The sequence below is a fragment of the Vibrio sp. MM46 genome (assembly GCF_027587135.1).
GTDB classification, from domain to species: Bacteria; Pseudomonadota; Gammaproteobacteria; order Enterobacterales; family Vibrionaceae; genus Vibrio; species Vibrio harveyi.
On record NZ_JAPPTO010000029.1, the window covers coordinates 20,997 to 47,996 of the forward strand.

Here is a 27,000-nt window from a genome sequence, read left to right on the forward strand (position 1 = left end):
AGAGGAAAATATTTTGAATAAAATGATCAAAGCGGCAGGCATTGGCCTTCTTGTACTTAGCTCTTCAATGTTTGCAAACGCGGCAGAAGCTGCTCAGAAAATTGGCTACATCAACACTGCTCAAGTTTTCCAAGCACTTCCTCAACGTGAAGTGGTTCTACAAAAAATGCAGAAAGACTTTAAGAGCAAAGCTGATGAGCTGAAATCAATCCAAGCGCAAGCTAAGACAAAGATTGAAAAACTGCAGCGTGATGGCGAGCTTCTAGGTCAAGAAGAGATCGAAAAACTGCGTATTGATATCGCTAAACTAGACAGCGAATACAAAGTGAAAGCACAAGCGCTTGAGAAAGCAAGTGCACGTCGCGAAGCTGAAGAGAAAGCAAAACTATTCAAAACTATCCAAGACGCAGTGAAGAAAGTAGCAGAGAAAAAAGGTTACGACCTAGTTATCGATATCTCTTCGCTTCAGTACGGTAAGCCAGAATACAACATCTCTGAAGACGTAATTAAAGCTCTAAAATAAGAAGTTATGAAGAAATTGACATTAGCCGAGTTGGCAACAATTACCGAGGGTGAGCTATTTGGTGACGAGTCTCTCGTTGTAAACCGCGTAGCTCCAATGGATAAAGCACAAGAAGGCGATGTGACCTTCTTGTCTAACCCAAAATACGCGAAACACCTATCTGAGTGCCAAGCAACTGTGGTAATGGTGAAACCAGAACACAAAGACCAGTGCGCGGGTAACGCTCTGGTTGTTGCTGACCCTTACATTGCTTTCGCTCGTGTTGTTCAAGCGATGGATACCACGCCAAAGCCCGCTGATGAGATTGCACCAAGTGCAGTGATCGCAGCGGATGTAAAGATGGGTACGAACGTGACAATCGGTGCTAACGCAGTGATTGAAACGGGTGTAGAGCTAGGCGACAACATAAGTGTTGGCGCTGGTTGCTTTATCGGTAAAAACGCAAAGCTAGGTAACAATACTAAGCTTTGGGCTAATGTGACGATCTATCATGAAGTATCGTTGGGTGATGACTGTCTAGTTCAATCTGGTACAGTCATTGGCTCTGATGGTTTCGGTTATGCAAATGACAAAGGCGAATGGATCAAGATTCCTCAACTGGGTTCTGTGCGTATCGGTAACCGTGTCGAGATCGGTGCATGTACCACTATTGACCGTGGTGCGCTAGAAGACACCATCATCGAAGACAACGTAGTTCTTGATAACCAACTTCAAATCGCTCATAACGTGCAGATCGGATATGGTACTGTGATGCCAGGTGGTACTATTGTGGCGGGCAGTACGAAAATTGGTAAGTACTGTCAGATCGGCGGCGCGTCGGTTCTTAATGGTCACATCACGATTGCAGATGGCGTAGCTATCACCGGTATGGGCATGGTGATGCGCAGTATCGAAGAGAAAGGTCTGTACTCATCAGGCATTCCGCTGCAAACCAACCGAGAGTGGCGTAAAACGGCGACTCGAGTTCACCGTATTGACGAGATGAACAAACGCCTGAAAGCTGTTGAAAAGCAGCTGGAACAGAAAGAAGAATCTTAGTTCCACATTCTGAACAAAGACTCGCGAAATGCGGGTCTTTTTCTTCTATAATGACGCGCTATAAGTAGATTTATCACCAAGCTGGTATACACTTTGCAGGCAATTCCTGAATAAGTGGCATTTGCCGCTGCCTTGCCATCTTGGTTGTTGAGAATTGATATAGGAAGACGACTTTGACTACTGAAAAGAAAACGATGAACATCTCTGAAATTCAAGAGCTACTACCTCATCGCTACCCATTCTTATTGATCGACCGTGTGATTGACTTCCAAGAAGAGAAGTACCTTCACGCAATTAAAAACGTGTCGGTTAACGAACCTCAGTTTACAGGTCACTTTCCACAGCTACCAGTATTCCCAGGCGTATTGATCTTGGAAGCGATGGCTCAGGCGACAGGCCTACTTGCATTTAAATCATTTGGTGCACCAACGGAAAACGAACTGTACTACTTCGCAAGTGTAGACGGTGCTAAGTTCCGTAAGCCAGTAGTACCAGGCGATCAAATGATTATTGAAGTAGAATTTCTGAAAGAGCGCCGTGGCATTGCTGCATTTAGCGGTGTAGCAAAAGTTGACGGCGAAGTGGTATGTTCAGCTGAGCTGAAGTGTGCTCGTCGAGAGTTTTAATATGATTCATGAAACCGCTAAAATCCACCCAGCAGCGGTGGTAGAAGAAGGCGCGAAAATTGGCGCTAACGTGACCGTTGGTCCTTTCACTTACATCACCTCTACGGTGGAGATTGGTGAAGGCACTGAAGTGATGTCTCACGTAGTGATCAAAGGCCACACCAAAATTGGTAAAGATAACCGCATTTTCCCACATGCTGTGATTGGTGAAGAGAACCAAGACAAGAAGTATGGTGGCGAAGATACAACAGTGGTTATTGGTGACCGCAACGTGATTCGTGAAGCGGTTCAAATTCACCGTGGTACGGTTCAAGATAAAGCAACAACAGTGATTGGTGATGATAACCTGCTCTGTGTTAACGCTCACATCGCCCACGATGTTATCGTAGGTAACCACACTCACATTGGCAACAACGCGATCCTTGGTGGTCACGTAACGGTTGATGATCATGCTGGTGTTATGGCACTTTCTGCGATTCATCCGTTCTGTACTGTTGGTGCTTATGCTTACGTTGGCGGCTGTTCTGCCGTTGTTCAAGACGTACCAGCTTACGTACTCGCGCAAGGTAACCATGCGACGCCATTTGGTTTGAACTTGGTTGGCTTGAAGCGTAATGGTTTTGAAAAACCAGAGATTCGTGCACTACAGAAAGCGTATAAAGAAATCTACCGCTCAGGTAAGACTCTGGAAGAAGTAAAACCAATCCTAGCTGAAATGGCACAAGAGTGGCCAGCAGTGAAACGTTTCTCAGACATTCTGGAAACGACGGAACGTGGCATCATTCGTTAATCAACGAGTGAGCGGTTAAATAGAAAAGATCGCGCCCAAGCAGGGCTGCGGTCTTTTTGTGTTTTATGGATAACGGTTTGTGTGAGAGAAAGTGCAAACCGTTACCCATAGCGCACAGGAAAAATAGCGAAGTAGATATGGAAAGACCATTACGTATCGGCATCATTGCCGGAGAACTGTCTGGCGACACGCTAGGTGAAGGCTTTATCAAAGCGGTGAAACAACAATACCCTGACGCGGAGTTCGTTGGTATTGGCGGTCCAAAGATGATCGCTCAAGGTTGTGAGTCTCTCTTCGATATGGAAGAGCTTGCTGTAATGGGCTTAGTAGAAGTTCTAGGGCGCTTACCAAGATTGCTAAAAGTCAAAGCTGAGCTTGTTAAGTACTTTACTGATAACCCGCCAGATGTCTTTATTGGTATCGATGCACCAGATTTTAACTTGCGTGTTGAACTGGATTTGAAAAATGCAGGGATAAAAACCGTGCATTACGTGAGCCCTTCAGTTTGGGCTTGGCGTCAGAAGCGTATTTTCAAAATTGAAGCAGCAACCAATCTAGTGCTGGCATTCCTTCCGTTTGAAAAAGCGTTCTACGACAAATTCAATGTACCTTGTGAATTCATTGGTCATACTCTCGCAGATGCGATTCCACTGCAATCAGACAAAACGCCTGCTCGCGAGCTATTGGGTCTAGAACAAGATAGGCGATGGCTAGCGGTGCTTCCGGGGAGTCGTGGTAGTGAGCTGAAAATGCTCTCTCAACCCTTCATTGAAACGTGTAAAAAACTCCATCAGAAATTCCCAGATCTTGGTTTTGTCGTTGCGTTAGTAAATCAAAAACGTCGTGAGCAATTCGAACAAGCGTGGAAAGAATACGCTCCAGAATTGGACTTTAAGTTGGTGGATGATACAGCGCGTAACGTAATTACGGCTTCAGACGCGGTGATGTTGGCTTCCGGTACCGTGGCCTTAGAATGCATGTTACTTAAGCGTCCGATGGTGGTGGGTTACCGTGTGAACGCTATGACGGCGTTTCTTGCTAAACGCTTGCTGAAGACTAAATACGTATCGCTACCGAATATTTTGGCTGATACCGAATTGGTCAAAGAATATCTGCAAGAGGATTGCACACCGGATAATTTATTCAACGAAGTGTCTCGCTTGCTAGAAAGTGACAACCAAGAAATGTTGGATAAGTTCACTGAAATGCACCACTGGATCCGTAAAGATGCGGACCAACAAGCCGCAAATGCGGTTCTAAAACTGATTGAAAAATAGAGATTTATCATGGCTGTTAAACCAAAAGCGACCAAAACCAAAGTTGAACTACCACCGTTTGAATATCCACAAGGCTATCAATTGGTTGCCGGTGTTGATGAGGTAGGACGCGGTCCTTTGGTTGGCGATGTCGTGACTGCGGCAGTGATCTTAGATCCGAATAACCCAATTGAGGGTTTGAACGATTCTAAAAAACTGAGCGAGAAAAAACGCATGGCGTTGCTGCCAGAAATCAAAGAGAAAGCGTTGGCTTGGTCAGTAGGGCGCTGCTCTCCAGAAGAAATTGACGAGCTAAACATCCTGCAAGCGACGATGGTTGCTATGCAACGTGCGATCGCTGGTTTGGAAGTGCAGCCAGACTTAGCTCTTATCGACGGCAACCGTTGCCCGCAACTTCCGATGGACTCGCAAGCCGTCGTGAAGGGTGATTTGCGTGTTGCTGAAATCAGTGCTGCTTCTATCATTGCGAAAGTTGTTCGTGACCAAGAAATGGAAGAGTTAGACAAGCAATACCCACAATTTGGTTTTGCTAAGCACAAAGGTTACCCAACCAAAGCGCACTTTGAAGCAATTGAACAACACGGTGTGATCAGTGAGCATCGTAAGAGCTTCAAACCAGTAAAGAAAGCGCTCGGCATCGAAGAATAAGCCAAAGTGGTATAACGGGCATATCGGTGTTATAAACCATGCCCGCTTTAGGTTAGAATCCCAAACAAGATTTAGTTTTACGGTACCTGTTAATGTCAGATCCTAAGTTCATTCACCTTCGAATCCACAGTGATTTCTCGATGGTGGATGGTATCAACAAAGTTCCACCGCTCGTTAAGAAAGTCGCCGAGCTCGGCATGCCTGCAATGGCGTTGACCGATTTCACTAACCTGTGTGGTTTGGTGAAATACTACGGCACTGCGCACGGCAGTGGTGTGAAGCCAATCATCGGCGCAGATTTCAAAATGCAATCGGATGAGTTTGGTGAGGAACTGACGCAACTGACCCTATTGGCTGCAGATAACGAAGGTTACAAAAACCTGACCTTATTGATCTCTAAAGCCTACCTTCGTGGTCACGTACAACACCAACCTGTGATTGATAAAGCTTGGTTAGCCGAGCTGTCAGAAGGTGTGATCGTATTATCTGGCGCGAAAAATGGTGAAATTGGTAAAGCGTTACTTAAGGGTAACCGCAAAGTGGTGGAAAGCTGTGTAGCGTTCTACCAAGAATATTTCCCAGACCGTTTCTATTTAGAGTTGGTTCGTACTGGTCGTTCCGATGAAGAGACTTACCTGCACTTTGCCATCGAATTGGCAGAAGAAACGCAATTGCCAGTAGTCGCGACCAACGAAGTGGTCTTTATCAGCGAAGATTTATTTGACGCTCATGAAATTCGCGTTGCGATCCATGACGGCTATACGTTAGAAGATCCGCGCCGTCCAAAGAACTACAGCCCAGAACAATACCTGCGTACTGAAGAGGAAATGTGCGAGCTGTTTGCCGACATTCCGGAAGCACTAGAAAACAGTGTCGAAATTGCCAAGCGCTGTAACGTCACAGTACGTCTTGGCGAATACTTCCTCCCTGCTTTCCCAACCGAGGGTATGGAAGAGACTGATTTCTTGGTCATGAAGTCTCGTGAAGGTCTGGAAGAGCGTCTAGAGTTCCTATTCCCAGATGAGGAAGAGCGCAAGCAACGTCGTCCTGAATACGATGATCGTCTACAAATCGAACTCGACGTAATCAACCAAATGGGATTCCCAGGTTACTTCTTGATCGTAATGGAGTTCATTCAGTGGTCGAAAGACAACGCGATTCCGGTAGGTCCGGGTCGTGGTTCGGGTGCTGGTTCTTTGGTGGCATACGCATTAAAAATCACCGATCTTGATCCGTTAGAATATGACCTTCTATTCGAACGTTTCTTGAACCCAGAACGTGTATCCATGCCCGATTTTGACGTCGACTTCTGTATGGATAAACGTGACCAAGTAATTGATCACGTAGCAGAAATGTACGGTCGTGATGCGGTATCACAGATCATCACCTTCGGTACCATGGCGGCAAAAGCGGTAATTCGCGACGTAGGTCGTGTACTGGGGCATCCGTTTGGTTTTGTAGACCGCATCTCCAAACTGGTACCGCCTGATCCGGGTATGACTCTGGAGAAAGCGTTTAAAGCTGAGCCAGCACTGCCTGAGTTGTATGATGCTGACGAAGAAGTTAAAGAACTGATCGATATGTGTCGCATCCTAGAAGGTTGTACACGTAACGCCGGTAAGCACGCGGGTGGTGTTGTAATCTCACCAACCACAATTACAGACTTCGCCCCGATTTATGCTGACTCGGAAGGTCACTTCCCAGTTACTCAGTTCGATAAGAACGACGTTGAAACCGCTGGTCTGGTTAAGTTTGACTTCTTGGGTCTGCGTACCTTAACCATCATCGACTGGGCGTTGGGTCTGATTAACCCGCGTCTAGAACGTGAAGGCAAAGATCCTGTTCGCATCGAATCGATTCCACTGAATGATGCGGCGTCATTCCGTTTGCTGCAAAACTCAGAAACCACTGCGGTATTCCAGCTTGAATCGCGCGGTATGAAAGAGCTGATTAAACGTCTGCAACCGGACTGTTTTGAAGACATCATCGCATTGGTGGCACTGTTCCGCCCAGGGCCGCTTCAGTCGGGCATGGTAGATAACTTTATCGACCGTAAGCACGGTCGTGAGGCGATCTCTTATCCTGATGAAAAGTGGCAACACGAATCGCTTAAAGAGATTCTGGATCCGACTTACGGCATCATCCTGTATCAAGAACAGGTAATGCAGATCGCACAGGTACTGTCTGGTTACACCCTTGGTGGTGCGGACATGCTTCGTCGTGCGATGGGTAAGAAAAAACCGGAAGAGATGGCGAAACAGCGTGCTACCTTCGAAGAGGGGGCAATTGCCAACGGCGTCGATGGCGAGTTGGCGATGAAGATCTTCGACTTGGTAGAGAAGTTCGCGGGTTACGGCTTTAACAAATCTCACTCGGCAGCCTACGCACTGGTTTCGTACCAAACGCTATGGCTGAAGATGCACTATCCAGCGGAATTCATGGCAGCGGTAATGACTGCCGATATGGATAACACTGAGAAAGTGGTTGGCTTAGTTGACGAATGTTTCCGCATGAAGCTCACCGTGCTTCCGCCTGACATCAATGCCGGCTTGTACCGCTTTAACGTAGACGAGAATGGCGCGATTGTTTATGGCATCGGCGCGATTAAAGGTGTGGGTGAAGGTCCAATCGATGCGATCTTGGAAGCGCGCAACAAAGGCGGTCACTTCATCGACCTATTTGATTTTTGTGCGCGAATCGACCTGAAAAAGGTCAACAAACGTGTCATCGAAAAGCTGATTTACGCAGGCGCACTCGATAGACTGGGTCCACACCGTGCGGCACTAATGGCATCGCTTAATGACGCGGTGAAAGCGGCAAGCCAACACCACCAAGCGGAAGCATTTGGTCAAACGGATATGTTCGGTGTATTGACCGATGCTCCGGAAGAGGTGGAACACAAATATACTCAGGTGCCAGCATGGCCAGAGAAAGTCTGGTTAGAGGGTGAACGCGAGACGCTCGGTTTATATTTGACCGGGCACCCAGTTAACGCATACATAAAGGAACTAAATAAGTACGTTAGTTGTCGACTAAAAGACGCAACCCCAACTCGTCGTGATCAATCCGTGACAGTCGCGGGTTTGGTGATTGCAGCTCGTGTAATGACAACCAAGCGCGGTACACGAATCGGTATCATGACTCTGGACGACCGAAGTGGTCGAATGGAGGTGATGTTGTTCTCGGATGCGCTTGATAGGTATGCAGAACTTCTCGAAAAAGATAAAATTTTGGTTGTTTCTGGACAGGTCAGCTTTGATGACTTCAACGGTGGCCTTAAAATGTCGGCGCGTGAAGTTATGGATCTGGGTACTGCGCGTGAGAAATATGCACGTGGTTTGTCAGTATCAATTGATGCTAAACAGATTAACGATAAATTCTTTGAGCAATTTACTCGTATTTTAGAACCGCACAAAGCCGGAACCGTACCTGTCAATGTATACTACCAGCGTGCCGACGCCAGAGCGCGGTTAACATTGGGCACCGAATGGCGAGTAACGCCAAGTGATACATTACTAGACGATTTAAAACAGTTACTTGGTAAGAGCCAAGTAGAACTCGAATTTAACTAAAAAATTCAGCGCAATACGTAAGACGCTGAGTCAAAAAGGATTCATAGATGAGCCTAAACTTTCTTGAATTTGAAAAGCCAATTGCAGAACTAGAAGCGAAAATTGAAGCGCTACGTGACGTATCTCGTCACGGTGGTGATTCTGCAATTGACCTTGATAAAGAAATCGAACAGCTTGAGAAGAAGAGCCTAGAGCTTAAGAAGAAAACCTTCAGCGACCTAGGTGCATGGGAAACAGCTCAACTGGCTCGTCACCCTTTACGTCCATACACGCTAGATTACATTCAGCACGTATTCGAAGAGTTTGATGAGCTTGCGGGTGACCGCGCGTTCGCAGACGACAAAGCGATCGTGGGTGGTATTGCACGTCTTGAAGGTCGTCCTGTGATGATCATTGGTCACCAAAAAGGTCGTGAAACCAAAGAAAAAGTAAAACGTAACTTTGGTATGCCAAAGCCTGAAGGTTACCGTAAAGCACTGCGTTTGATGGAAATGGCTGAGCGTTTCAACATGCCAATCATCACTTTCATCGACACAGCAGGTGCATACCCAGGTGTTGGCGCTGAAGAGCGTGGTCAATCAGAAGCTATCGCGAAGAACCTTAAAGTGATGTCTGGTCTTAAAGTACCAGTAATCTGTAACGTTGTTGGTGAAGGCGGTTCTGGTGGTGCACTTGCTATTGGTGTTGGTGACTACGTAAACATGCTTCAGTACTCAACGTATTCAGTAATCTCTCCGGAAGGTTGTGCTTCAATTCTATGGCGTGATTCAGACAAAGCGCCTCAAGCAGCAGAAGCAATGGGTCTAACAGCTCCGCGCCTAAAAGAGCTTGAGCTTATTGACGAAATCATTGAAGAGCCGCTAGGTGGCGCGCACCGCGACCACGTTCAAATGGCTGCAAACATGAAAGCTAACTTGCTTCGTCAGCTAGAAGACCTTGAGCAACTAGACCACGAAACGCTACTAGAGCGTCGTTACCAACGTCTAATGAACTACGGTTACTGCTAAGCGCTAGCTGATATCTCGCAAGATAACAGATAAAATAGAAAGGGTTGGGCATATGCCTAACCCTTTTTTGTTTCTATCGGATGGCTTATGGAATCGCTTTACTCGCATTTTGCTCAAGTTCTCGACCGCTATTTTCAACCAGATACAAAGATTGTCTTGGCGTTTAGCGGCGGGGTTGATTCGCGTCTGCTACTTGAGCTACTCAGTCGTTATCAGCAAGTGAACTCAATTGAATCTAAGTTACTCAGGTGTCAGGCGGTATACGTTCATCATGGTTTAAGTTCGAATGCCGATGATTGGGCAGACAAATGCTTGCTATGGGCAAAACATGTGAACATTCCATGCACGGTTGAACGGGTTGAGCTAGACATCAACAGCGGTGAAAGTATCGAGTTGTTGGCACGTGAAGCTCGTTACCAAGCCTTAGAAAAGCATATCCAAATGGGTGACTTATTGCTGACAGGGCAACATGCCGATGACCAAGTGGAAACCTTCTTGTTAGCACTTAAACGAGGCAGTGGACCAAAGGGGTTATCAGCAATGGCTGAAAGCATGCCGTTTGCTGGTGGCATATTAGTTCGTCCGTTGCTGACCGTTAAGCGAGAGCAAATTGAAGCGGCAGCCAGAGAGCAAAAACTGGACTGGGTAGAAGACGAAAGTAACCAAGATATTCGTTACGACCGTAACTTCCTCCGTCATCGAATTGTGCCTGAGTTATCTGAACGTTGGCCGAGTGTCCATCAAGCCGTTCAGCGCAGTGCGAGTTTATGCGCGCAACAAGAAGCCTTGTTGGATGAACTGCTAGGAGCGGCATTTGAGCGTGTTTTGCAAACTGACCTCAGCGTGAGTATTGAAGCACTCAATGAACACAGTGAACTCGCGCGGGCAAGGCTTATCCGAATGTGGCTAGCAAAACTTGCAGTCAACATGCCGACGCAGGTGCAACTCAATCTGATTTGGAATGAAGTCGCTTTGGCGCAACAAGATGCCAACCCAAAGCTCAAGCTCAAACAAGGCGAAGTGCGCCGCTTTCAACATCGTCTTTACTGGGTGAAAGAAAGTGTCGATGTCACAACATGGCACAGTGAAATTCAGCTCGACACACGGTTGGTACTGCCTGAACATTTAGGAGAGTTGACGCTAAGCACAAGCTCAGATAACGCGACAATAGCGTTACCGTCCCAGCCAGATCTGCTCAGAGTGACGTTTAATCCAGAGGGGCTTTCTGCGCACCCAACCACGCGGAATCACAGTCGTAAGCTGAAAAAGTTGTTTCAAGAGTACAATGTGCCAAGTTGGCTACGTCGTCAAATTCCGATTTTGATGTACCAAAATCAGGTAGTCGCCGTTGGAGATTTGTTTGTTGATCAGGCTTTCAGTGGTCAAGACTGTGAACTTATCTGGCGCAAGTCGTTGTAATTCATGCCACAATATCGAATATAAAAAACAGATACTTAAATAAAAACGATTAGGTGAAGCAATGAAGAAAACAATCATGGGCGCAATGGTGGCGCTAACCATGTTGAGTGGGCAAGCACTGGCTGCTGGAGATGCAGCGGCAGGACAAGCGAAAGCTGCTGTGTGTGCCGCTTGTCATGGCGCGGATGGTATCGCGGTGATTCCGGGTTATCCAAATCTGAAAGGGCAGAACGAGCAATACATTGAAAGCTCGATCAAAGCGTATAAAGCGGGTCAACGTACCGGCGGTCTTGCGCCTGTGATGCAAGCACAAGCGAACTTGCTCTCTGACGAGGATATTGCGAACTTGGCGGCATACTATGCTAGCTTAAAATAGGTACGAACAATAAGTTACGTTAAGCCAGAGTTTTTGCTCTGGCTTTTTGCTATTGACGAACACAACGTATGGTCTCAGTCACCTTGTATTTTGTTGCGTTCTTCGTCAAATAAACTCCATCAGTGTCAGGATTTTCAGTCGCTTGGTAATAACAAGGATTGAATGTTGTGGGACGCTAACCGATAATATGCGCAAACGATTGAAGCTTAAGGGATGAACATGAAAAAGATTGAAGCGATTATCAAGCCATTCAAATTGGATGATGTTCGAGAAGCATTGGCTGAAGTAGGCATTACAGGGATGACCGTCTCTGAAGTGAAAGGCTTTGGTCGCCAAAAAGGGCACACTGAGTTGTACCGTGGTGCAGAGTACATGGTGGATTTTCTGCCTAAAGTGAAGCTAGAAATCGTTGTGACTGAAGACGTTGCAGACAAGTGCGTAGAAACTATCATCGAAACAGCGCAAACGGGCAAGATTGGTGATGGTAAGATTTTCGTGACCGACGTAGAACGCGTAGTACGTATCCGTACAGGTGAAGAAGACGAAGACGCAATCTAACTCCGTCGAGATAGAATTAAGATTTCACTTCATTATGTGGTGAAAATTTGAGTAAGCTAAAAGGGAGCCGCGCATGGCTCCTTTTTTGTTATTCGCATTTTATACCCAAGTAACCTCGAGATGCGTAGTTCAACGAAAGTGACTTGGTTTGCAGGCGCAGCAACGTTCTGAATTCTGCATCTTGAAGCCACTCGGGTATATATGTGACATTTTTGTGTTTAGGTAGGTTTATGTATCAGCGTTTTGCTTTTGCGTTAGTTTTTCTCATTATCGCTGGATTTGTGAGCTTTCAGGTCATTTTCACCGTGCCAGAACAGCCGCAAATTATTACTCAAACAGGGGCGAATATTACTCAAAACATCCGTTGTATGGAGTTTGATAAACCGCAAGCGCTCGATAAGGACGGTGAATTAAATGTCTTGGTGTGGAATATCTATAAACAGAACCGTGATAACTGGCAACAAGCATTGGATATGTTTTCTGCCAATAAACAACTGTTGCTTCTACAAGAAGCGAGCTTAACAGATGAGTTTAAGAATTGGTTGGTAGAAGGGCATTGGGTGAGTAATCAAGTCAGTGCGTTCAAAGCATTGGGCAGCGGTGCTGGTGTGATTAGCATTGCTCAGCAAGCGCCAATCCGAGCTTGTGCGTATACATCGAAAGAGCCGTGGCTGCGTTTACCGAAATCTGCGCTGTACAGCAAATATCAACTGAGCAATGGTCAAACTTTGGCAGTCGTGAACATTCATGCAATTAACTTTACCGTGGGCACTGAAGAATACACATCGCAGTTGTCTGCGTTAGAGATGGTATTGAAGGAGCACCAAGGTCCAATTCTGTTTGCTGGGGATTTTAATAGCTGGAGTGAAGAACGTGTCGCTGCGATGAAAAAGGCGTTACAAAAAGCGCATCTTCAAGAGGCTAAGTTTAACCAAGATGATCGAACTCAATTCATTACGGGATTGCCACTTGACCATGTCTTTTATCGTGGTCTGACCCTCAAAAATGCGAAAGCGCCGCAGAGCGACGCTTCCGATCATAATCCACTGTTGGTGTCATTTACGCTCAACGATGAACGCTGACAGCATTAAGTTCGCTTGAGGACTCAAGTAACAACGATGTACAGTGCCCAAATCACGTAGAATGCAATCCAAGGCAGGCTCGAAATCACAAGAGCCTGTCCGCGTTCAAACTCAGTCCAAGTTAGAACCACGCCATAACCTAATACAATGTACCAAGGCAGCAATAGCGGTAGTGAGCTTGCAAAATGTGACCATTCGTTGGTTAACGGCAGTTTCAACAGGCCGTTAAGACTGTTTAGGTCTGCAGCGTAAGTCATTACTTCACCGTGTTTCAAAAGTAGGCTCGCGTAGCTGGCAATGTCACCCAGTACAGCAGGGAATAGAATTGCGCTTGAAGCGGCAAACCATTTCCAGTAACCGTATTGTTGTTTGCTCGCTTTTGTCGCTAGAAGGAACCAAAGCGACAGTAGAAGTAGCGTTGCAAAACGGTTAAACACGTCATTGATAATGGCACTTGCCATCAGCGTGTTCGGCTCCAACAGTTCAATCTGCTTAGGATCGATCTGTTGGAACTGAGCGGTTAATTGTTCACTCAACCAAGTGAAATCCACATTCGAGAAATAGGCACCCCAAAACAGGAATGGGCTGATCATCAAGAAGATGAACGGTTGCCACCCCCAGCCTCCACGCTGATACAGCGCCAAGAAGCACGATGTTGGAGATCGGAAAATATCCAACAACATTACAAGCGGGTTACTCGATGGGTTCATACACTTACCTTAGTTACGTCAACATACAACTTAAGCTTCTGACCTGGTTTCAGGTACTTCTGCTTTTGAAGAGAATTCCATTTCACGATGTCGTTACTCTTCACCTTAAACTTGCTTGCAATACCACTGATGGTGTCGCCTGAGCGTACGTTGTAGAACACAGTGCGAATCACCGCACCTTTGTCTGAATTCTTCCAAATCACCAGTTTTTGACCGACGCGCAGTGTGTCTTTTGGTCCCATACCGTTCCATTTCGCTAGGGATTTATGAGAGACCTTGTTCTCACGCGCGATAGACCACAAGCTCTCGCCAGATTGGACGGTGTGCGTCAATTTGTATTGACCACGAGCTTGAGATTGCATTTTGTTGAGGCGATTTTCAGCACTTAAAGCGTACTTAGAATCGTCTTTTGTTGACGTTGGGATCATCAGGTACTGACCAACGCGGATATTGTTGTTTGATAAACCATTAGCACGTTGGATAACTTTCGTTGTCGTGCCGTACTTTTGAGCGAGCACGCTGAGTGAGTCACCAGACTTCACTTTGTAGCGTGCTACTTTAACTCCTTTACCACGGTTCTTTTTCACTTGGGCAAGGAACTGATCCTTTTTCTCAATAGGAATAAGAAGTTGATGTGGTCCTTCTGGGGCGGTAGACCATTGGTTGTAAGCAGGGTTGTAACCTTGTAGCTCTTTTACGCCAATGCCTGCGTAATCAGCAGCAATCGCAAGATCGAGTTGCTCTTTCGGATCAACAAGTGTCAGTACTGGTTTGTTTGGGATCGGTGGGATCTCGATACCGTACTTATCTTGGTTAGCGACGATGTCGGCAAGAGCAAGGAGCTTAGGAACGTAACTGCTTGTCTCCTTTGGAAGATCCAAAGAGAAGAAGTCTGTTGGCTTACCAAGCTTTTTGTTCTTACGAATGGCACTTGATACACGACCACCACCACTGTTGTACGCCGCGATAGCATGATCCCAGTTACCATCAAAGCGCTTGCTTTGTTGCTCTAGGTAATCGAGTGCAGCATTAGTTGACGCGTACACGTCGCGACGACCGTCGTACCAGTAGTTTTGCTCTAGTCCCATCATTTTGCCCGTACCAGGCACGAACTGCCAAAGCCCTGCTGCGCTGCCGTGCGAGTATGCAAACGCATCAAACGAGCTCTCTACCACAGGCAGAAGCGCCAACTCCATTGGCAGTCCACGTTCTTCGATGCGTTTTGTAATCATGTACAAAAACGGCTGTGCACGCTCTGAAACGGTGCGCAGGTGGCTAGGGTGCTTCAAATACCATGTGCGGTAGTAAGCAATTTTCTTGTTGTCTGGGATGTCCATCTCAAGTTGCATGCCGATACGTCGCCATACATCTTTTTGTTCCTGAGGAGAAAGGGCTTTTGGGGTCTCTTTAGCAGATTTCTTTGCTATTGATTGCTTTTTCTCGGAGTCCGTTTGAGCTGCATCTTGTTTTACTGCTTGCTCGGACTTATTGGTTTCTGGTGCTGGAGTGTTTGTTGAATCTGACTGAGTCAATTGACAGCCAGAAAGTAATAACGCCAACGCCCAACTGTACTTTAAACGCATGGATTCAGCCTATTTAGGGCCTGTTTATCTTCTCCTGCCTGTCGCGCAGCTAAGGTGCGTGGCAGTCGCAAGATAATAGACATCTTGTAACACTAACTAAAAGTAGGGCACATAGCCGCTACTGTATGCGTTTGGGTGAAATACAAACTGCTTTATATCAGCCCCTAAACGCAATAGAAGCGCCAGAGGCGCTTCTATGAAAATCAGCTCATGATAATACTTGCGTCGAGCAAGTTTACAAGCAGAAATTGGTTAAAATTCGTTCTTCCACTCACGTAGAGCTGTAAAAACCGAGCATGGATCGCTATTTTCAATACGGTTTGCGACGGATTGAATAACTTCCGCGTTGGTCGCACGAAGGAATGGGTTAATGAGTTTCTCTTTACGCAGCGTTGTCGGGAGAGTTGGAATGTTCAGCCCACGTAGGCGATTTACGTCGTCGCGGTACTGGCGCAAGTGTTCATTATCCGGCTCAACGGCAAGGGCAAATGCTACGTTACTTGCGGTGTATTCATGAGCGGAGAATACCTCGGTTTCTTCAGGAAGCTTGGAAAGCTTACTTAGGGATTCGAACATCTGCTCTGGTGTGCCTTCAAAAATGCGGCCGCAACCAGCTGAGAACAACACATCGCCGCAGAAAAGCTTACCGTCGCCGACATAGCCAATGTGACCCAGAGTGTGACCTGGTAAGCCAAGTACCATAAAGATTTCGCCAAACAACTCTAGTTTGTCGCCTTCTTCCATCGCATTGGTTAAAGTTGGAATAGGCTCCGCTTTTGGGCCTACCACAGAAACATGTGGAAAAGCATGAACTAAATCTGGAACGCCACCAATGTGATCGTTGTGGTGGTGCGTAATTAAGATCGCTTCTAAAGTTAACTCGTTAGCCTGCAAATATTCTAACACTGGCTTAGCATCGCCCGGATCGACCACCGCACAACGCTTGTCGCTATTTTGTATCAGCCAGATGTAATTATCATTAAATGCGGGTATGCTTTTGATCTCTAACACGATTCGTTCTCCGTCACCCTTTTAATAGTCAGGTGGTTAATGAAACCAGCACTCAGCAACAAAACTTTACAGCACCCGTCGACTTGGTCAGAAATGAACAATGGTCCATGGGTACTTGAGTCAATCCAAACCCGCCTTGATGAGTGGTGTCCGAAGCTGTTCGGTTACCACATGTTGAAATTGGGTGGCTTGAGCTGTGAGCTAACCAGCTGTAGTTGTAACATTCAACACCAAGTCAACGTAGATATCCAGAACCCGTTGCATAATGTCATCGCAGATGGTTACGAATTACCCTTTTTAGAGAAAAGCTTTGATGTTGTTGTGCTGGCTCATCAGCTTGACTATGCAAGTGATCCCCATCGGTTGCTACGTGAAGTTGACCGCGTCATGATGGATGATGGTTATCTTATTATTACGGGGTTTAATCCGATCAGTCTCACTGGTGTAGCAAGTTTGTTGCCTTGGCGCAGAAACAACTTACCATGGAGCGGACGTATGTTCACCGCCAACCGTATCAAAGACTGGTTAGGTGTATTGAACTATCAAGTGATTCATTGTGACCGTTACGCGCTGTTTCCTATGACGCGTTACAAAACTATGTGGACGTGGCTAGAAAATAGCTTAGGCGATTGGGCATCACCAGCAGGAAGTTTGTACTATATCGTTGCTCGTAAACGAACGTACCCTCTCAAACCGATCAAGCCGCATTGGCGCTTGAAGAGAAAGTTAACACCATTGGGCGTGATGAACAGAGAGGGCAGTGCAGTGAAAAAGGTCTCAAGCGGTAAAAACTAAGACGCTTGGTACCCTGTATCTTCTTCGGTTGGGTTTTCTGCGGCTGCGCGTGCTAGCTCATCACAGATTTCGTTTTCACGATGACCCGCATGACCTTTCACCCAGTGCCAATCTACTTGGTGGCGAGCGGTTTCTTTATCGAGAGCTTGCCATAGATCGGCGTTCTTTACCGGCTTTTTATCTGCGGTCTTCCAGCCACGTTTTTTCCAGTTGTGTATCCATTGCGTAATGCCTTGGCGCACGTACTGGCTATCCGTTGTTAACGTTACTTGGCATGGCTCTTTTAACGTTTGAAGTGCCACTACTGCTGCCAACATTTCCATACGGTTGTTGGTCGTCAATGTGTAGCCTTTTGCTAGCGTCTTTTCTGTTTGTTTGTAACGCAGAACAATGCCGTAACCACCTGGACCAGGATTGCCTAAACAAGATCCATCAGTGAAAATCTCAACGTGTTTGGTCATATTTTTGGTACTATTAGCCGAAACATTTAATAAAGCATAGTCTGACACACATAACCTTATGAATACCAGCAGCAATTCTGAACATAATCGTATTGTCGTACTCGATACCGAAACCACGGGTATGAACCTCGAAGGCGGCCCGCACTACATGGGGCACCGCATTATCGAGATCGGTGCCGTGGAAATCATCAACCGTAAGCTAACTGGTCGTCACTTCCACGTTTACCTAAAACCGGACCGTGACATTCAGCCAGATGCAATTGAAGTACACGGTATCACCGATGAGTTTCTTGTCGACAAGCCGGACTATGCAAATGTCCACCAAGAGTTTTTAGATTTCATCAAAGGTGCCGAGTTGGTTGCCCACAACGCGCCCTTCGATACCGGCTTTATGGATTACGAGTTTGAAATGCTCGATCCGACGATCGGTAAAACGGATGACTTCTGTAAGGTGACTGATACCCTTGCCATGGCGAAGAAAATCTTCCCAGGCAAACGAAACAACCTCGACGTTTTGTGTGAACGTTACGGCATTGATAACTCACACCGTACGCTCCACGGGGCATTGCTCGATGCGGAGATTCTAGCTGACGTTTACCTACTGATGACTGGTGGACAAACAAGCCTAGAATTCAACGCTAACAAGAGTGACGGCGGTGCAGAAGGTATTCGTCGTGTTGAAGGAAGAAAAGCGCTAAAGGTTTTGCGTGCAACTGCCGATGAAGTAGAAGCACACCAGAAAAGATTGGAACTGGTGAACGACAGTATTTGGCAGTAATAGGAGAGACTATGTTGAGGGCTTTGTCAGTCGCTATTTTAGCGTTCTGGAGTTGTTTCGCGTTTTCTGCGAGCGAGTCCGCCATGTCTTTGTTAGATAACCGATTTCGTGTCGACCCAACCATCGAACAAATTACCTTTCTGGTTTATCGCGAACAGAGCTCTCAGCCCGTTGTTCTTGTCCGTCCTGATGGCAAAAAATATTATGCATGGGGTACCTACGACAATGTGCGTTGGTACCAAGAGCCTTCTCTGGACATCATATCGATTGATAATCCAATGCCAGGTCCTTGGCAGGCTGTGGGTAAGGTCACTCCTAAAAACAACATCCGTCTGATTTCACATCTCAAGCTGAGTACCGATGTGTTCCCTAATCGCCTTTACCACAGTGAGGCGCTTAAGTTCACCGCGCGTTTAACCTCAGACGATCAACCGTTGGTATTGAGAGATTTTCTAGACCGCGTCAATCTGCGCGTCACCTTCACCAAATTTGTTGAGAATGAAGACGAACTGATCAAAGAAGCGCGACCAGTACCTATGGTGATCGGTGAGTTTGCCGATGATGGTCGTGGTTTGGATGAAAAAGCAGGTGATGGTGTATTTACGGTTCAGCTACCAATTGATGTTGAGCCGGGTAAGTACCGCGCACGCATTACATCAGGTAACGGGGTTTTCCTGAGAGCGCAAGAACAAATCGTGCTGGTCTATCCATCGCCAATTACGCGCACCTTTATTCAATCACGTCATGCAGACCAACCGCATCAGCTGGTGGTCAGTGGTGAACAAGGCATGATCACTCCGGGCTCTATTGCGGTGAACATTGAGCAGGAAGCGCCCGATGGTTTTATCAGTTATAGCCAAGGTCAAGTGTCGGCTGATGGCACGAAAACCACGCTCAAAATGGACAACGATCCAGAGCTAGGTAAATACTCATGGCACGGTGAGGTGTTTGCAACTGACTTAGCGACTAAGCGTTCATTAGTCTTCCCAATCAAAGAACAGTCATTTAGTGTTGTTGAAGAGGTGGATCTTGAAGCGGCTCGTGTTGCGAAAGAGGCGGAACTCGCTGAGCAGCGTCGTATTGAAATGGAAAAACGCATCATTGCTGAGCGCGAAGCGGAACGTAAGCGCAGCATGATCATCATAGGTATCGGAAACGTCATCGCCCTGATTCTAGTGGTGCTATTCTGGATCATATGGAGCAAGGTAAAAGCTAAACGTCAAGCTATGCCAGAGATGCAATTGGAAGTCCCTAAGAAGTAGGGCAAAGAAATGAGATTATAGAACGGAGCCGATTGGCTCCGTTTTTGTTAGATCGTCTTACTAGAGTTTTATACCCAAGTAACTCAGATACTCGGGTTCAGCGAGAATGAGTTGATGTGTAGACGCTGCGGCGATTTAAAGATCTTGATTCTAAATCAAGAATCGGCAACAAAGTATACAAGCCAAGGCCCTTACTATTTGTAAAGAGTGCCCTTTGAGAGCGTGTCATGAACTCGCTTTTTTATTAAACCAATGGCTACACCAAACAACTTGGAAAGAGCTGGCTATTATACTACGTTATTTTCCTTACTCTCGAATCAATGGCAACGCTCTGAATCCTGTATCTTGAAGTCACTTGGGTGTACTTTGGTTTAAAAACTGATATTTACATTGTGTGCTGCGTTTAAATTGAGGACTTTAGTTGTGACAATCAAATTATTAAATCTAGATCATTTACCTTTGCAAAGAGCGCTAGTGGAATCTGCATGCAACGCTTTTGTGCACGAAGAAGAGGTGGTAGCCGCAGTATTGCTTGGCTCATTGTCTTCAGGAAAAGGGGATCGTGTATCGGATGCGGATGTTATCGTGTTTACCAAAAATAACTTCCATAAAAATGTCACACCTTGCTTTGCTCTGTTTGAGGAAGGCAAAGAGATCTTCTATCGTCTTGAAGGCGATCACAATGAGAATGCTTGCTTTAAAAAGTACATCTTTAACGATCTGACCAGTGCAGAGATTCATTGCTTGGATCTTAATGAACCTTTCCAACTTTCAAGACCCTTCAAAGTTCTATTCGATAAAGCTGATATCATCGATGAGTTAGTAACCGATGAGCCAGCCCCAAAGCACGAAGATTTTCCCGTTTATACAAGTGGAGACCAAGGTCTGATTTGGGAGCTGTTTGACTGTATAAAATGGCTGAGTCGCGACAACAATGAGTTGGCAAAAAACTACCTCAAGAAACTCGCAGACAAGCTCTAGGTATAGTGTCTTACAAGCCGCTTGGTGACTAGGAGGTGTTTATGAAGTACAAAAAACGTCGGACGTACAAATATAACCTTCATTCTGAAGAACAGATTAAAACCGGTATCGCCCTCGCGCAGCCTTTTGACAGCCCGTTTCTCAGCCTATCTGAGCAAGGTTTGTTGACGATTAAGAAAGGCTATTCATGGGATGGGGCGAGTGGTCCTGTGATTGATACTCAAAACATCCTCAAGGCGTCTTTGGTGCATGACGCGTTGTACCAGCTCATGAGGGAGGAAGTATTGCCGCAAAGCAGTCGAGAGCAAGCGGATAGGCTTCTGCGTCAAATATGTCTCGAACACGGCATGTCGAATTTTAGGGCTTCCTACATCTATTACGGAGTCAGAGTGTTTGGTGGATGTTTTTCCAAACCGGATCTTTTATCTGTCTAGCTAGGCTCTCTTGGTAAGTAGATTCTGAATCACGTTCGTTCCTCACTGTTCAGAATGATGGAAATCTAGGAACACTGTGCGTGCAGTAACCTGACAACTCAAAGTAAACCTTCATTCTAGCGAGCTTCAGCGAGATCAAGAATCTGCTATCAGCGCTCTAGGGTTTTGGGGCGTCATTATCTAAGGAACACGTGGAAAGTAGATTCTGAATCATGTTCGTCCCTCACTGTTCAGAATGACGAAAACCTAGGAACACTGTGCGTGTAGTCACTTGATAACTCAAAGTAAGCCGTCATTCTAGCGAGCTCCAGCGAGACTAAGAATCTGCTATCAGCACTCTAGGGCTTTGGGGCTTCATTATCTAAGGAACACGTGGAAAGTAGATTCTGAATCACGTTTGTTCCTCACTGTTCAGAATGACGGAAATCTAGGAACACTGTGCGTGTAGTAACCTGGTAACTCAAAGTAAACCGTCATTCTAGCGAGCTCCAGCGAGACTAAGAATCTGCTACCAGCGTTCTAGGACTTTGGGGCGTCATTATCTAAGGAACACGTGGAAAGTAGATTCTGAATCACGTTCGTTCCTCACTGTTCAGAATGACGAAAACCTAGGAACACTGTGCGTATAGTAACCTGACAACTCAAAGTAAACCGTCATTCTAGCGAGCTCCAGCGAGACCAAGAATCTGCTATCAGCGCTCTAGGGCTTTGGGGCGTCATTATCTAAGGAACACGTGGAAAGTAGATTCTGAATCATGTTCGTTCCTCACTGTTCAGAATGACGAAAACCTAGGAACACTGTGCGTGCAGTCACTTGATCACTCAAAGTAAACCGTCATTCTAGCGAGCTTCAGCGAGACTAAGAATCTGCTATCAGCACTCTAGGGCTTTGGGGAGTCATTATCTAAGGAACACGTGGAAAGTAGATTCTGAATCATGTTCGTCCCTCACTGTTCAGAATGACGGAAATCTAGGAACACTGTGCGTGCAGTAACCTGACAACTCAAAGTAAGCCCTCATTCTAGCGAGCTCCAGCGAGACTAAGAATCCGCTATCAGCGTTCTAGGATCTTGGGGCGTCATTATCTAAGGAACACGTGGAAAGTAGATTCTGAATCATGTTCGTTCCTCACTGTTCAGAATGACGAAAACCTAGGAACACTGAGCGTGTAGTCACTTGATAACTCAAAGTAAACCGTCATTCTAGCGAGCTCCAGCGAGACTAAGAATCTGCTATCAGCACTCTAGGGCTTTGGGGCGTCCTCATCTAAGGAGCACGTGGAAAGTAGATTCTGAATCACGTTCGTTCCTCACTGTTCAGAATGACGAAAACCTAGGAACACTGTGCGTGTAGTCACTTGATAACTCAAAGTAAGCCGTCATTCTAGCGAGCTCCAGCGAGACTAAGAATCTGCTATCAGCGCTCTAGGGCTTTGGGGCGTCATTATCTAAGGAACACGTGGAAAGTAGATTCTGAATCACGTTCGTTCCTCACTGTTCAGAATGATGGAAATCTAGGAACACTGTGCGTGCAGTAACCTGACAACTCAAAGTAAACCGTCATTCTAGCGAGCTCCAGCGAGACTAAGAATCTGCTACCAGCGTTCTAGGACTTTGCGAGCGCCGTGTTGTGCGAAGCAGAGATTCAATAAAAAACGGGAGCCTTAGCTCCCGTTTTGCTTTTCTATTTTTCGTTTAAGTGATTACCTGCTTAAGCGACGTGCTCCATCTGAGGGTAAAGCGGCTTTGCGGCTAATAGCTCTGGCTCAAAGTCGTCTACGTTGATGGTGTCTAGACGATGCTGCTCTGCTTCTCTCAACAGATCCGCTTCTTCTTGAGTGATTACACCTTGCTCTAAACCTTCTTGAGCGATCATATCCAAACGTAGGAATGGGCGGCGTTTGCCTTGCGCTTTACATACCTTGTCGAACACAGGCTCAGCTTGAAGAATCACAGACAGTGCTAGCTCAATTTTACCTGCTGCATTGTGCTCAGTTGGTTCTAGGTACTGACCACGACCAATGCGTGAGCGTGTTGCACTTGGTGTCTGTAGAATACGAGCTACTTTGCTGTCTAGCTTATCACTTGGCGCTTTACGTACACGACCAAATGGCATGATCAATACACGCAGTGCGCGACCGATCACTTTATTAGGGAAGTTCGCTAGGAACTCATCAATCGCTGCTTCAGTCTGCTTCAAGCTGTCTTGTAAGCCCCAGTGTACTAGCGGTAGGTCTTCAACCGGACGACCATCTTGCTCAAAGCGTTTTAGGGTTGCAGAGCCAAGGTACAGCTGACTTAGAATGTCGCCAAGACGTGCAGACAGACGCTCTTTACGTTTCAATGAGCCACCTAGCACCGCCATTGAGATATCCGATAGCAGAGCAAGGTTTGCACTGTAACGGTTCAATTGCTGGTAGTAACGCTTAGTTGCATCTTTAGTTGGTGATGAGGAACCCAGACCATCACTTAGACCAAACCAGATACTGCGAACGAGATTACTCATCGTGAAGCTGACATGACCCGCTAGCGCTTTGTCGAATTTCTCAACCGCATCGCCTGCGTCAGAGTAAGCCGCGTTCATCTCTTCAAGAACATACGGGTGACAACGAATCGCACCTTGACCAAAGATGATCATTGAACGAGTTAAGATGTTTGCACCTTCTACCGTTACCGCGATTGGCGCACCTTGGTAACCACGCGCTAGGAAGTTAGAAGGACCCATACAGATACCTTTACCACCTACGATGTCCATCGCGTCGATGATGCTTTGCTGCCCACGGTGAGTACAGTGATATTTCACGATAGCCGAGATAACCGAAGGTTTTTCACCAAGGTCAATACCAGCTACAGTTAAGTTGCTTGCCGCATCCATAACGTAAGCATTACCACCTAGGCGTGCTAATGGTTCTTCTACGCCTTCCATATGACCGATAGGTTGTTTGAACTGACGACGAATACGCGAGTAAGCGCCTGTCGCCATCGCGGCAGTTTTGATGCCACCAGTTGAGTTAGAAGGCAGTGTGATACCTCGACCAACTGACAGACATTCAACCAGCATACGCCAGCCTTGACCTGCCATTTTCTCGCCACCAATAATGAAATCCATCGGAACGAAAATGTCTTTACCGCGGGTTGGACCGTTTTGGAATGGTACATTAAGCGGGAAGTGACGATTGCCGATCTCAACGCCTTTTAGGTCCGTTGGAATAAGCGCACAGGTGATGCCCAACTCTTTTTGGTCGCCTAGCAAGCCATCAGGATCACGCAGTTTAAAAGCAAGACCAAGTACCGTTGCGACAGGAGCAAGGGTGATGTAACGCTTGTTCCATGTTAAGCGCATACCAAGCACTTCTTCGCCTTCCCATTTGCCTTTACATACAATACCGTAATCTGGGATTGAGCCTGCATCGGAACCTGCTTCTGGGCTAGTTAATGCGAAACATGGGATTTCTTTACCTTCAGCAAGACGGGGTAAGTAGTGGTTTTTCTGCTCTTCAGTGCCGTAGTGTTGCAGTAGTTCACCGGGACCTAACGAGTTTGGAACACCAACGGTAGATGACAAAACGCCAGAAACGCCGGTTAGTTTTTGTAATACCAAAGATTGAGCGTATGCAGAGAACTCAAGACCGCCGTATTTCTTCTTGATGATCATGGCGAAAAACTTATTGTCCTTAAGGTATTGCCACACTTCTGGTGGTAAATCTGCAAGTTCGTGCGTTACCTGAAAGTCACTAACCATGGCGCACACTTCGTTTACAGGACCGTCTAAGAAGTCTTGCTCTTCTTTACTTAATTTAGGAGCTTTGATGGCATGAAGTTTTTGCCATTCAGGTTTGCCCTTAAATAGTTCTGCTTCCCACCACACTGTACCGGCGTCTAATGCTTCTTTTTCGGTTTGAGACATAGCAGGTAGGACTTTCTTAAACAGAGCAAGTGCTTTTCGGCTAATGAGGGATTGACGAATGCTAGAAACCGCGAACACTGCAACGGCAAGAACGTAAAGTACCCAGCCAATAAAACCAACTGAGCCTGCGATAGTCAGTGCTAGCATGGCAGCTGTTAGCAGGCTGACGGATTTCACGAGTGACATTCTGTGGTAAAGCGTAATGCCTAACACAACTGTCATCGCTACGATTGAGAGCAAGATGTCCATATGTTTTTTCCTTCTCAGACTTTAATTATGTTGTACGTCTGTATTTTGGTAAGAGGTCTAACCAGTTCTCATAAGTGTAATCAAAATATTAAAGAAATGTAAAACACAACATTGAGCAAAAAGTGATCTAAGTAGAGTTAAAATTCTAAAGTTGAGAGTTGGGTGATGATTTCATAAGCAAGTTAGCAAGTTTATTACCGTGAAGAATCCAAATCTTGTGGTTCGCTATCGACACTAATTCTCGTTTGTGGGTAAACTCAGAGTAATGAAATGTGTAAGGCAATTGCCTCATCAGCACAATTTGCTAAGCGAGAGGCTCAACCTCACTGTTTTGGCCGAAATAATAAAGAGAACGTCTTATGTACCAAGATCTGATTAGAAGTGAATTAAACGAAGCTGCTGAAGTTCTGAACAAGTTTTTAAGTGATGATCACAACATCGCGCAAATCGAAGCAGCAGCGAAAATGATTGCTGATTCTTTCAAGCAAGACGGTAAAGTGCTGTCGTGTGGTAACGGTGGTTCGCACTGTGACTCAATGCACTTTGCAGAAGAGCTAACAGGTCGCTACCGTGAAAACCGTCCAGGTTATGCTGGCATCGCTATTTCAGATCCAAGCCACCTTTCTTGCGTAAGTAACGACTTTGGCTATGACTTTGTCTTCTCACGTTACGTAGAAGCAGTGGGTCGCAAAGGTGATGTTCTGTTCGGTCTATCGACTTCTGGTAACTCAGGTAACATCTTAAAAGCGATTGAAGCAGCCCAAGCAAAAGGCATGAAGACGATTGCGCTAACGGGTAAAGATGGCGGTAAGATGGCCGGTCTTGCAGACATCGAGATTCGCGTACCGCATTTCGGTTATGCAGACCGTATCCAAGAAGTACACATCAAGATCATTCACATCATTATTCAATTGATCGAAAAAGAGATGGAATAAGATTTACAACTAAGCTGAATGATGGCTTAGTTGTGTTTTAAGGTAAGGAGTTCGTTAAACCATGTGTGAATTGCTCGGCATGAGCGCAAATGTTCCAACCGATATTTGTTTCAGTTTTACTGGATTGATGCAGCGCGGTGGTCGTACTGGTCCGCATCGTGATGGTTGGGGAATCACTTTTTATGAAGGAAAGGGATTCCGCACTTTCAAAGATCCAAACCCAAGTTGTGACTCAAAGATTGCTGAATTAGTGCAAAACTACCCGATAAAAAGTCGCGCAGTAGTGAGTCATATTCGCCAAGCTAACCGAGGTGGTGTGAATCTGGAAAACACCCATCCGTTTACGCGTGAGCTTTGGGGGCGTTACTGGACTTTTGCACACAATGGTCAGCTGACCGATTACCAAGATTTGTACACAGGGCGTCACCGTCCGGTAGGGCAAACTGACAGTGAAATGGCATTTTGCTGGCTATTAAAGCAGATGGAAGATAAGTATCCTGAGCCTCCTCAGGATATGGAAGCGGTCTTTATCTATGTCGCTGAATGTTGCGACAAGCTAAAAGAGAAAGGCGTGTTCAATATGCTGCTCAGCGACGGTGAGTTTGTGATGACTTACTGTACCAACCATTTGTATTGGATTACCCGTCGAGCTCCATTTGGCAAGGCCGCTCTGTTGGATGAAGATGTAGAAATCAACTTCCAAGAAGAGACGACACCAAATGATGTGGTTTCTGTGATTGCAACTCAGCCGCTTACTGGTAATGAAACATGGCATCGCATGAAGCCGGGCGAGTACGGTTTGTTTCACGTTGGGGAATTGGTATTGAACAATGCCAAAGCTCTGGAAGATGTTCCATTTGCTGCACCGAAGCCAGGTAACCAAGCGCCGACTGAACCGTTGGAGTGATGGTTTTTGACAATGAACATCTAGATAAAGCTCGCTTAATCGCGAGCTTTATTTTTATGCGTCTTAAACCGA

24 protein-coding genes are annotated in these 27,000 nt (G+C 46.2%); 19 read left to right on the forward strand and 5 right to left on the reverse strand.

What is annotated here, in order from left to right:
- Positions 1-13 precede the first annotated feature (13 nt).
- The 12 genes from OH459_RS23705 (at position 14) to OH459_RS23760 (ending at position 12,916) form a co-directional block, all read left to right on the forward strand.
- Positions 14-523 (forward strand): OmpH family outer membrane protein, encoded by a 510-nt coding sequence (locus OH459_RS23705; RefSeq protein ID WP_005446168.1) that lies wholly within the window; start codon positions 14-16, stop codon positions 521-523.
- A 6-nt stretch (positions 524-529) separates the two neighbouring features.
- Positions 530-1,561 carry a UDP-3-O-(3-hydroxymyristoyl)glucosamine N-acyltransferase gene (gene lpxD, locus OH459_RS23710; protein ID WP_269989033.1) on the forward strand — a complete coding sequence of 344 codons (1,032 nt, stop codon included), beginning with the start codon at positions 530-532 and terminating at the stop codon, positions 1,559-1,561.
- A gap of 173 nt (positions 1,562-1,734) precedes the next feature.
- Positions 1,735-2,187, forward strand: coding sequence for a 3-hydroxyacyl-ACP dehydratase FabZ (gene fabZ, locus OH459_RS23715; RefSeq protein ID WP_005430234.1), 453 nt, complete (start codon positions 1,735-1,737; stop codon positions 2,185-2,187).
- Position 2,188: 1 nt separating this feature from the next.
- The gene (gene lpxA / locus OH459_RS23720) at positions 2,189-2,977 is read left to right on the forward strand and encodes an acyl-ACP--UDP-N-acetylglucosamine O-acyltransferase (RefSeq protein ID WP_005446164.1); all 789 of its coding nucleotides are present in this window, start codon (positions 2,189-2,191) and stop codon (positions 2,975-2,977) included.
- 137 nt (positions 2,978-3,114) lie between these two features.
- Positions 3,115-4,254 carry a lipid-A-disaccharide synthase gene (lpxB, locus tag OH459_RS23725; protein WP_269989034.1) on the forward strand — a complete coding sequence of 380 codons (1,140 nt, stop codon included), beginning with the start codon at positions 3,115-3,117 and terminating at the stop codon, positions 4,252-4,254.
- 9 nt (positions 4,255-4,263) lie between these two features.
- Positions 4,264-4,902, forward strand: coding sequence for a ribonuclease HII (gene rnhB, locus OH459_RS23730; protein ID WP_005446160.1), 639 nt, complete (start codon positions 4,264-4,266; stop codon positions 4,900-4,902).
- Positions 4,903-4,994: 92 nt separating this feature from the next.
- Positions 4,995-8,474, forward strand: coding sequence for a DNA polymerase III subunit alpha (dnaE, locus tag OH459_RS23735; protein ID WP_256902058.1), 3,480 nt, complete (start codon positions 4,995-4,997; stop codon positions 8,472-8,474).
- A gap of 47 nt (positions 8,475-8,521) precedes the next feature.
- Positions 8,522-9,481 carry an acetyl-CoA carboxylase carboxyl transferase subunit alpha gene (gene accA, locus OH459_RS23740; RefSeq protein ID WP_005446156.1) on the forward strand — a complete coding sequence of 320 codons (960 nt, stop codon included), beginning with the start codon at positions 8,522-8,524 and terminating at the stop codon, positions 9,479-9,481.
- 87 nt (positions 9,482-9,568) lie between these two features.
- Complete coding sequence (gene tilS / locus OH459_RS23745) at positions 9,569-10,900, forward strand: tRNA lysidine(34) synthetase TilS (RefSeq protein ID WP_045488939.1); 1,332 nt, start codon at positions 9,569-9,571, stop codon at positions 10,898-10,900.
- Positions 10,901-10,961: 61 nt separating this feature from the next.
- A complete protein-coding gene (locus OH459_RS23750; protein WP_005446152.1) occupies positions 10,962-11,276 on the forward strand; it encodes a c-type cytochrome in 315 nt (104 codons plus the stop codon).
- 219 nt (positions 11,277-11,495) lie between these two features.
- Complete coding sequence (gene glnB, locus OH459_RS23755; RefSeq protein ID WP_005436810.1) at positions 11,496-11,834, forward strand: nitrogen regulatory protein P-II; 339 nt, start codon at positions 11,496-11,498, stop codon at positions 11,832-11,834.
- Positions 11,835-12,064: 230 nt separating this feature from the next.
- Positions 12,065-12,916 (forward strand): endonuclease/exonuclease/phosphatase family protein, encoded by an 852-nt coding sequence (locus OH459_RS23760; RefSeq protein ID WP_172580166.1) that lies wholly within the window; start codon positions 12,065-12,067, stop codon positions 12,914-12,916.
- A gap of 23 nt (positions 12,917-12,939) precedes the next feature.
- On the opposite strand, the gene OH459_RS23765 is transcribed toward OH459_RS23760, so the two are convergent.
- The 3 genes from OH459_RS23765 to gloB all read right to left on the reverse strand — a co-directional run bounded on the left by OH459_RS23765 (position 12,940) and on the right by gloB (position 16,220).
- Positions 12,940-13,626, reverse strand: a complete 687-nt coding sequence (locus tag OH459_RS23765; protein ID WP_029789634.1) for a YIP1 family protein — start codon at positions 13,624-13,626, stop codon at positions 12,940-12,942.
- Positions 13,623-15,209 carry a lytic transglycosylase gene (locus OH459_RS23770; protein WP_005446145.1) on the reverse strand — a complete coding sequence of 529 codons (1,587 nt, stop codon included), beginning with the start codon at positions 15,207-15,209 and terminating at the stop codon, positions 13,623-13,625. Before OH459_RS23770 ends, OH459_RS23765 begins: the two co-directional genes overlap by 4 nt.
- Before the next feature lie 252 nt (positions 15,210-15,461).
- Positions 15,462-16,220, reverse strand: a complete 759-nt coding sequence (gene gloB, locus OH459_RS23775; RefSeq protein WP_009703865.1) for a hydroxyacylglutathione hydrolase — start codon at positions 16,218-16,220, stop codon at positions 15,462-15,464.
- A 39-nt stretch (positions 16,221-16,259) separates the two neighbouring features.
- Here gloB and OH459_RS23780 point away from each other — a divergent pair, with 39 nt between their 5' ends.
- Complete coding sequence (locus tag OH459_RS23780; RefSeq protein WP_005446141.1) at positions 16,260-17,015, forward strand: class I SAM-dependent methyltransferase; 756 nt, start codon at positions 16,260-16,262, stop codon at positions 17,013-17,015.
- Here the strand turns inward: OH459_RS23780 and rnhA are convergent.
- Positions 17,012-17,476 carry a ribonuclease HI gene (gene rnhA / locus OH459_RS23785; protein ID WP_005446139.1) on the reverse strand — a complete coding sequence of 155 codons (465 nt, stop codon included), beginning with the start codon at positions 17,474-17,476 and terminating at the stop codon, positions 17,012-17,014. The two genes, OH459_RS23780 and rnhA, sit on opposite strands and share 4 nt — an antisense overlap.
- A 58-nt stretch (positions 17,477-17,534) precedes the next feature.
- Here rnhA and dnaQ point away from each other — a divergent pair, with 58 nt between their 5' ends.
- The 4 genes from dnaQ to OH459_RS23805 all read left to right on the forward strand — a co-directional run bounded on the left by dnaQ (position 17,535) and on the right by OH459_RS23805 (position 20,931).
- The gene (gene dnaQ / locus OH459_RS23790; protein ID WP_038899081.1) at positions 17,535-18,254 is read left to right on the forward strand and encodes a DNA polymerase III subunit epsilon; all 720 of its coding nucleotides are present in this window, start codon (positions 17,535-17,537) and stop codon (positions 18,252-18,254) included.
- An 11-nt stretch (positions 18,255-18,265) separates the two neighbouring features.
- Entirely contained in the window at positions 18,266-19,516 is a 1,251-nt protein-coding gene (locus tag OH459_RS23795; protein WP_009698629.1) for a TIGR03503 family protein, read from the forward strand.
- Positions 19,517-19,990: 474 nt separating this feature from the next.
- The gene (locus OH459_RS23800; RefSeq protein ID WP_005446134.1) at positions 19,991-20,497 is read left to right on the forward strand and encodes a nucleotidyltransferase domain-containing protein; all 507 of its coding nucleotides are present in this window, start codon (positions 19,991-19,993) and stop codon (positions 20,495-20,497) included.
- A gap of 41 nt (positions 20,498-20,538) precedes the next feature.
- On the forward strand, positions 20,539-20,931 hold the full coding sequence (locus OH459_RS23805; RefSeq protein ID WP_053053930.1) for a DUF1353 domain-containing protein: 393 nt from the start codon (positions 20,539-20,541) through the stop codon (positions 20,929-20,931).
- A 1,710-nt stretch (positions 20,932-22,641) separates the two neighbouring features.
- On the opposite strand, the gene fadE is transcribed toward OH459_RS23805, so the two are convergent.
- A complete protein-coding gene (gene fadE / locus OH459_RS23810) occupies positions 22,642-25,086 on the reverse strand; it encodes an acyl-CoA dehydrogenase FadE (RefSeq protein WP_269989035.1) in 2,445 nt (814 codons plus the stop codon).
- Positions 25,087-25,445: 359 nt separating this feature from the next.
- Here fadE and lpcA point away from each other — a divergent pair, with 359 nt between their 5' ends.
- Together lpcA and OH459_RS23820 are read left to right on the forward strand one after the other, a co-directional pair.
- Entirely contained in the window at positions 25,446-26,021 is a 576-nt protein-coding gene (gene lpcA / locus OH459_RS23815) for a D-sedoheptulose 7-phosphate isomerase (RefSeq protein WP_005436835.1), read from the forward strand.
- Between the two features lie 61 nt (positions 26,022-26,082).
- On the forward strand, positions 26,083-26,928 hold the full coding sequence (locus OH459_RS23820; protein ID WP_005445320.1) for a class II glutamine amidotransferase: 846 nt from the start codon (positions 26,083-26,085) through the stop codon (positions 26,926-26,928).
- Positions 26,929-27,000: the final 72 nt, after the last annotated feature.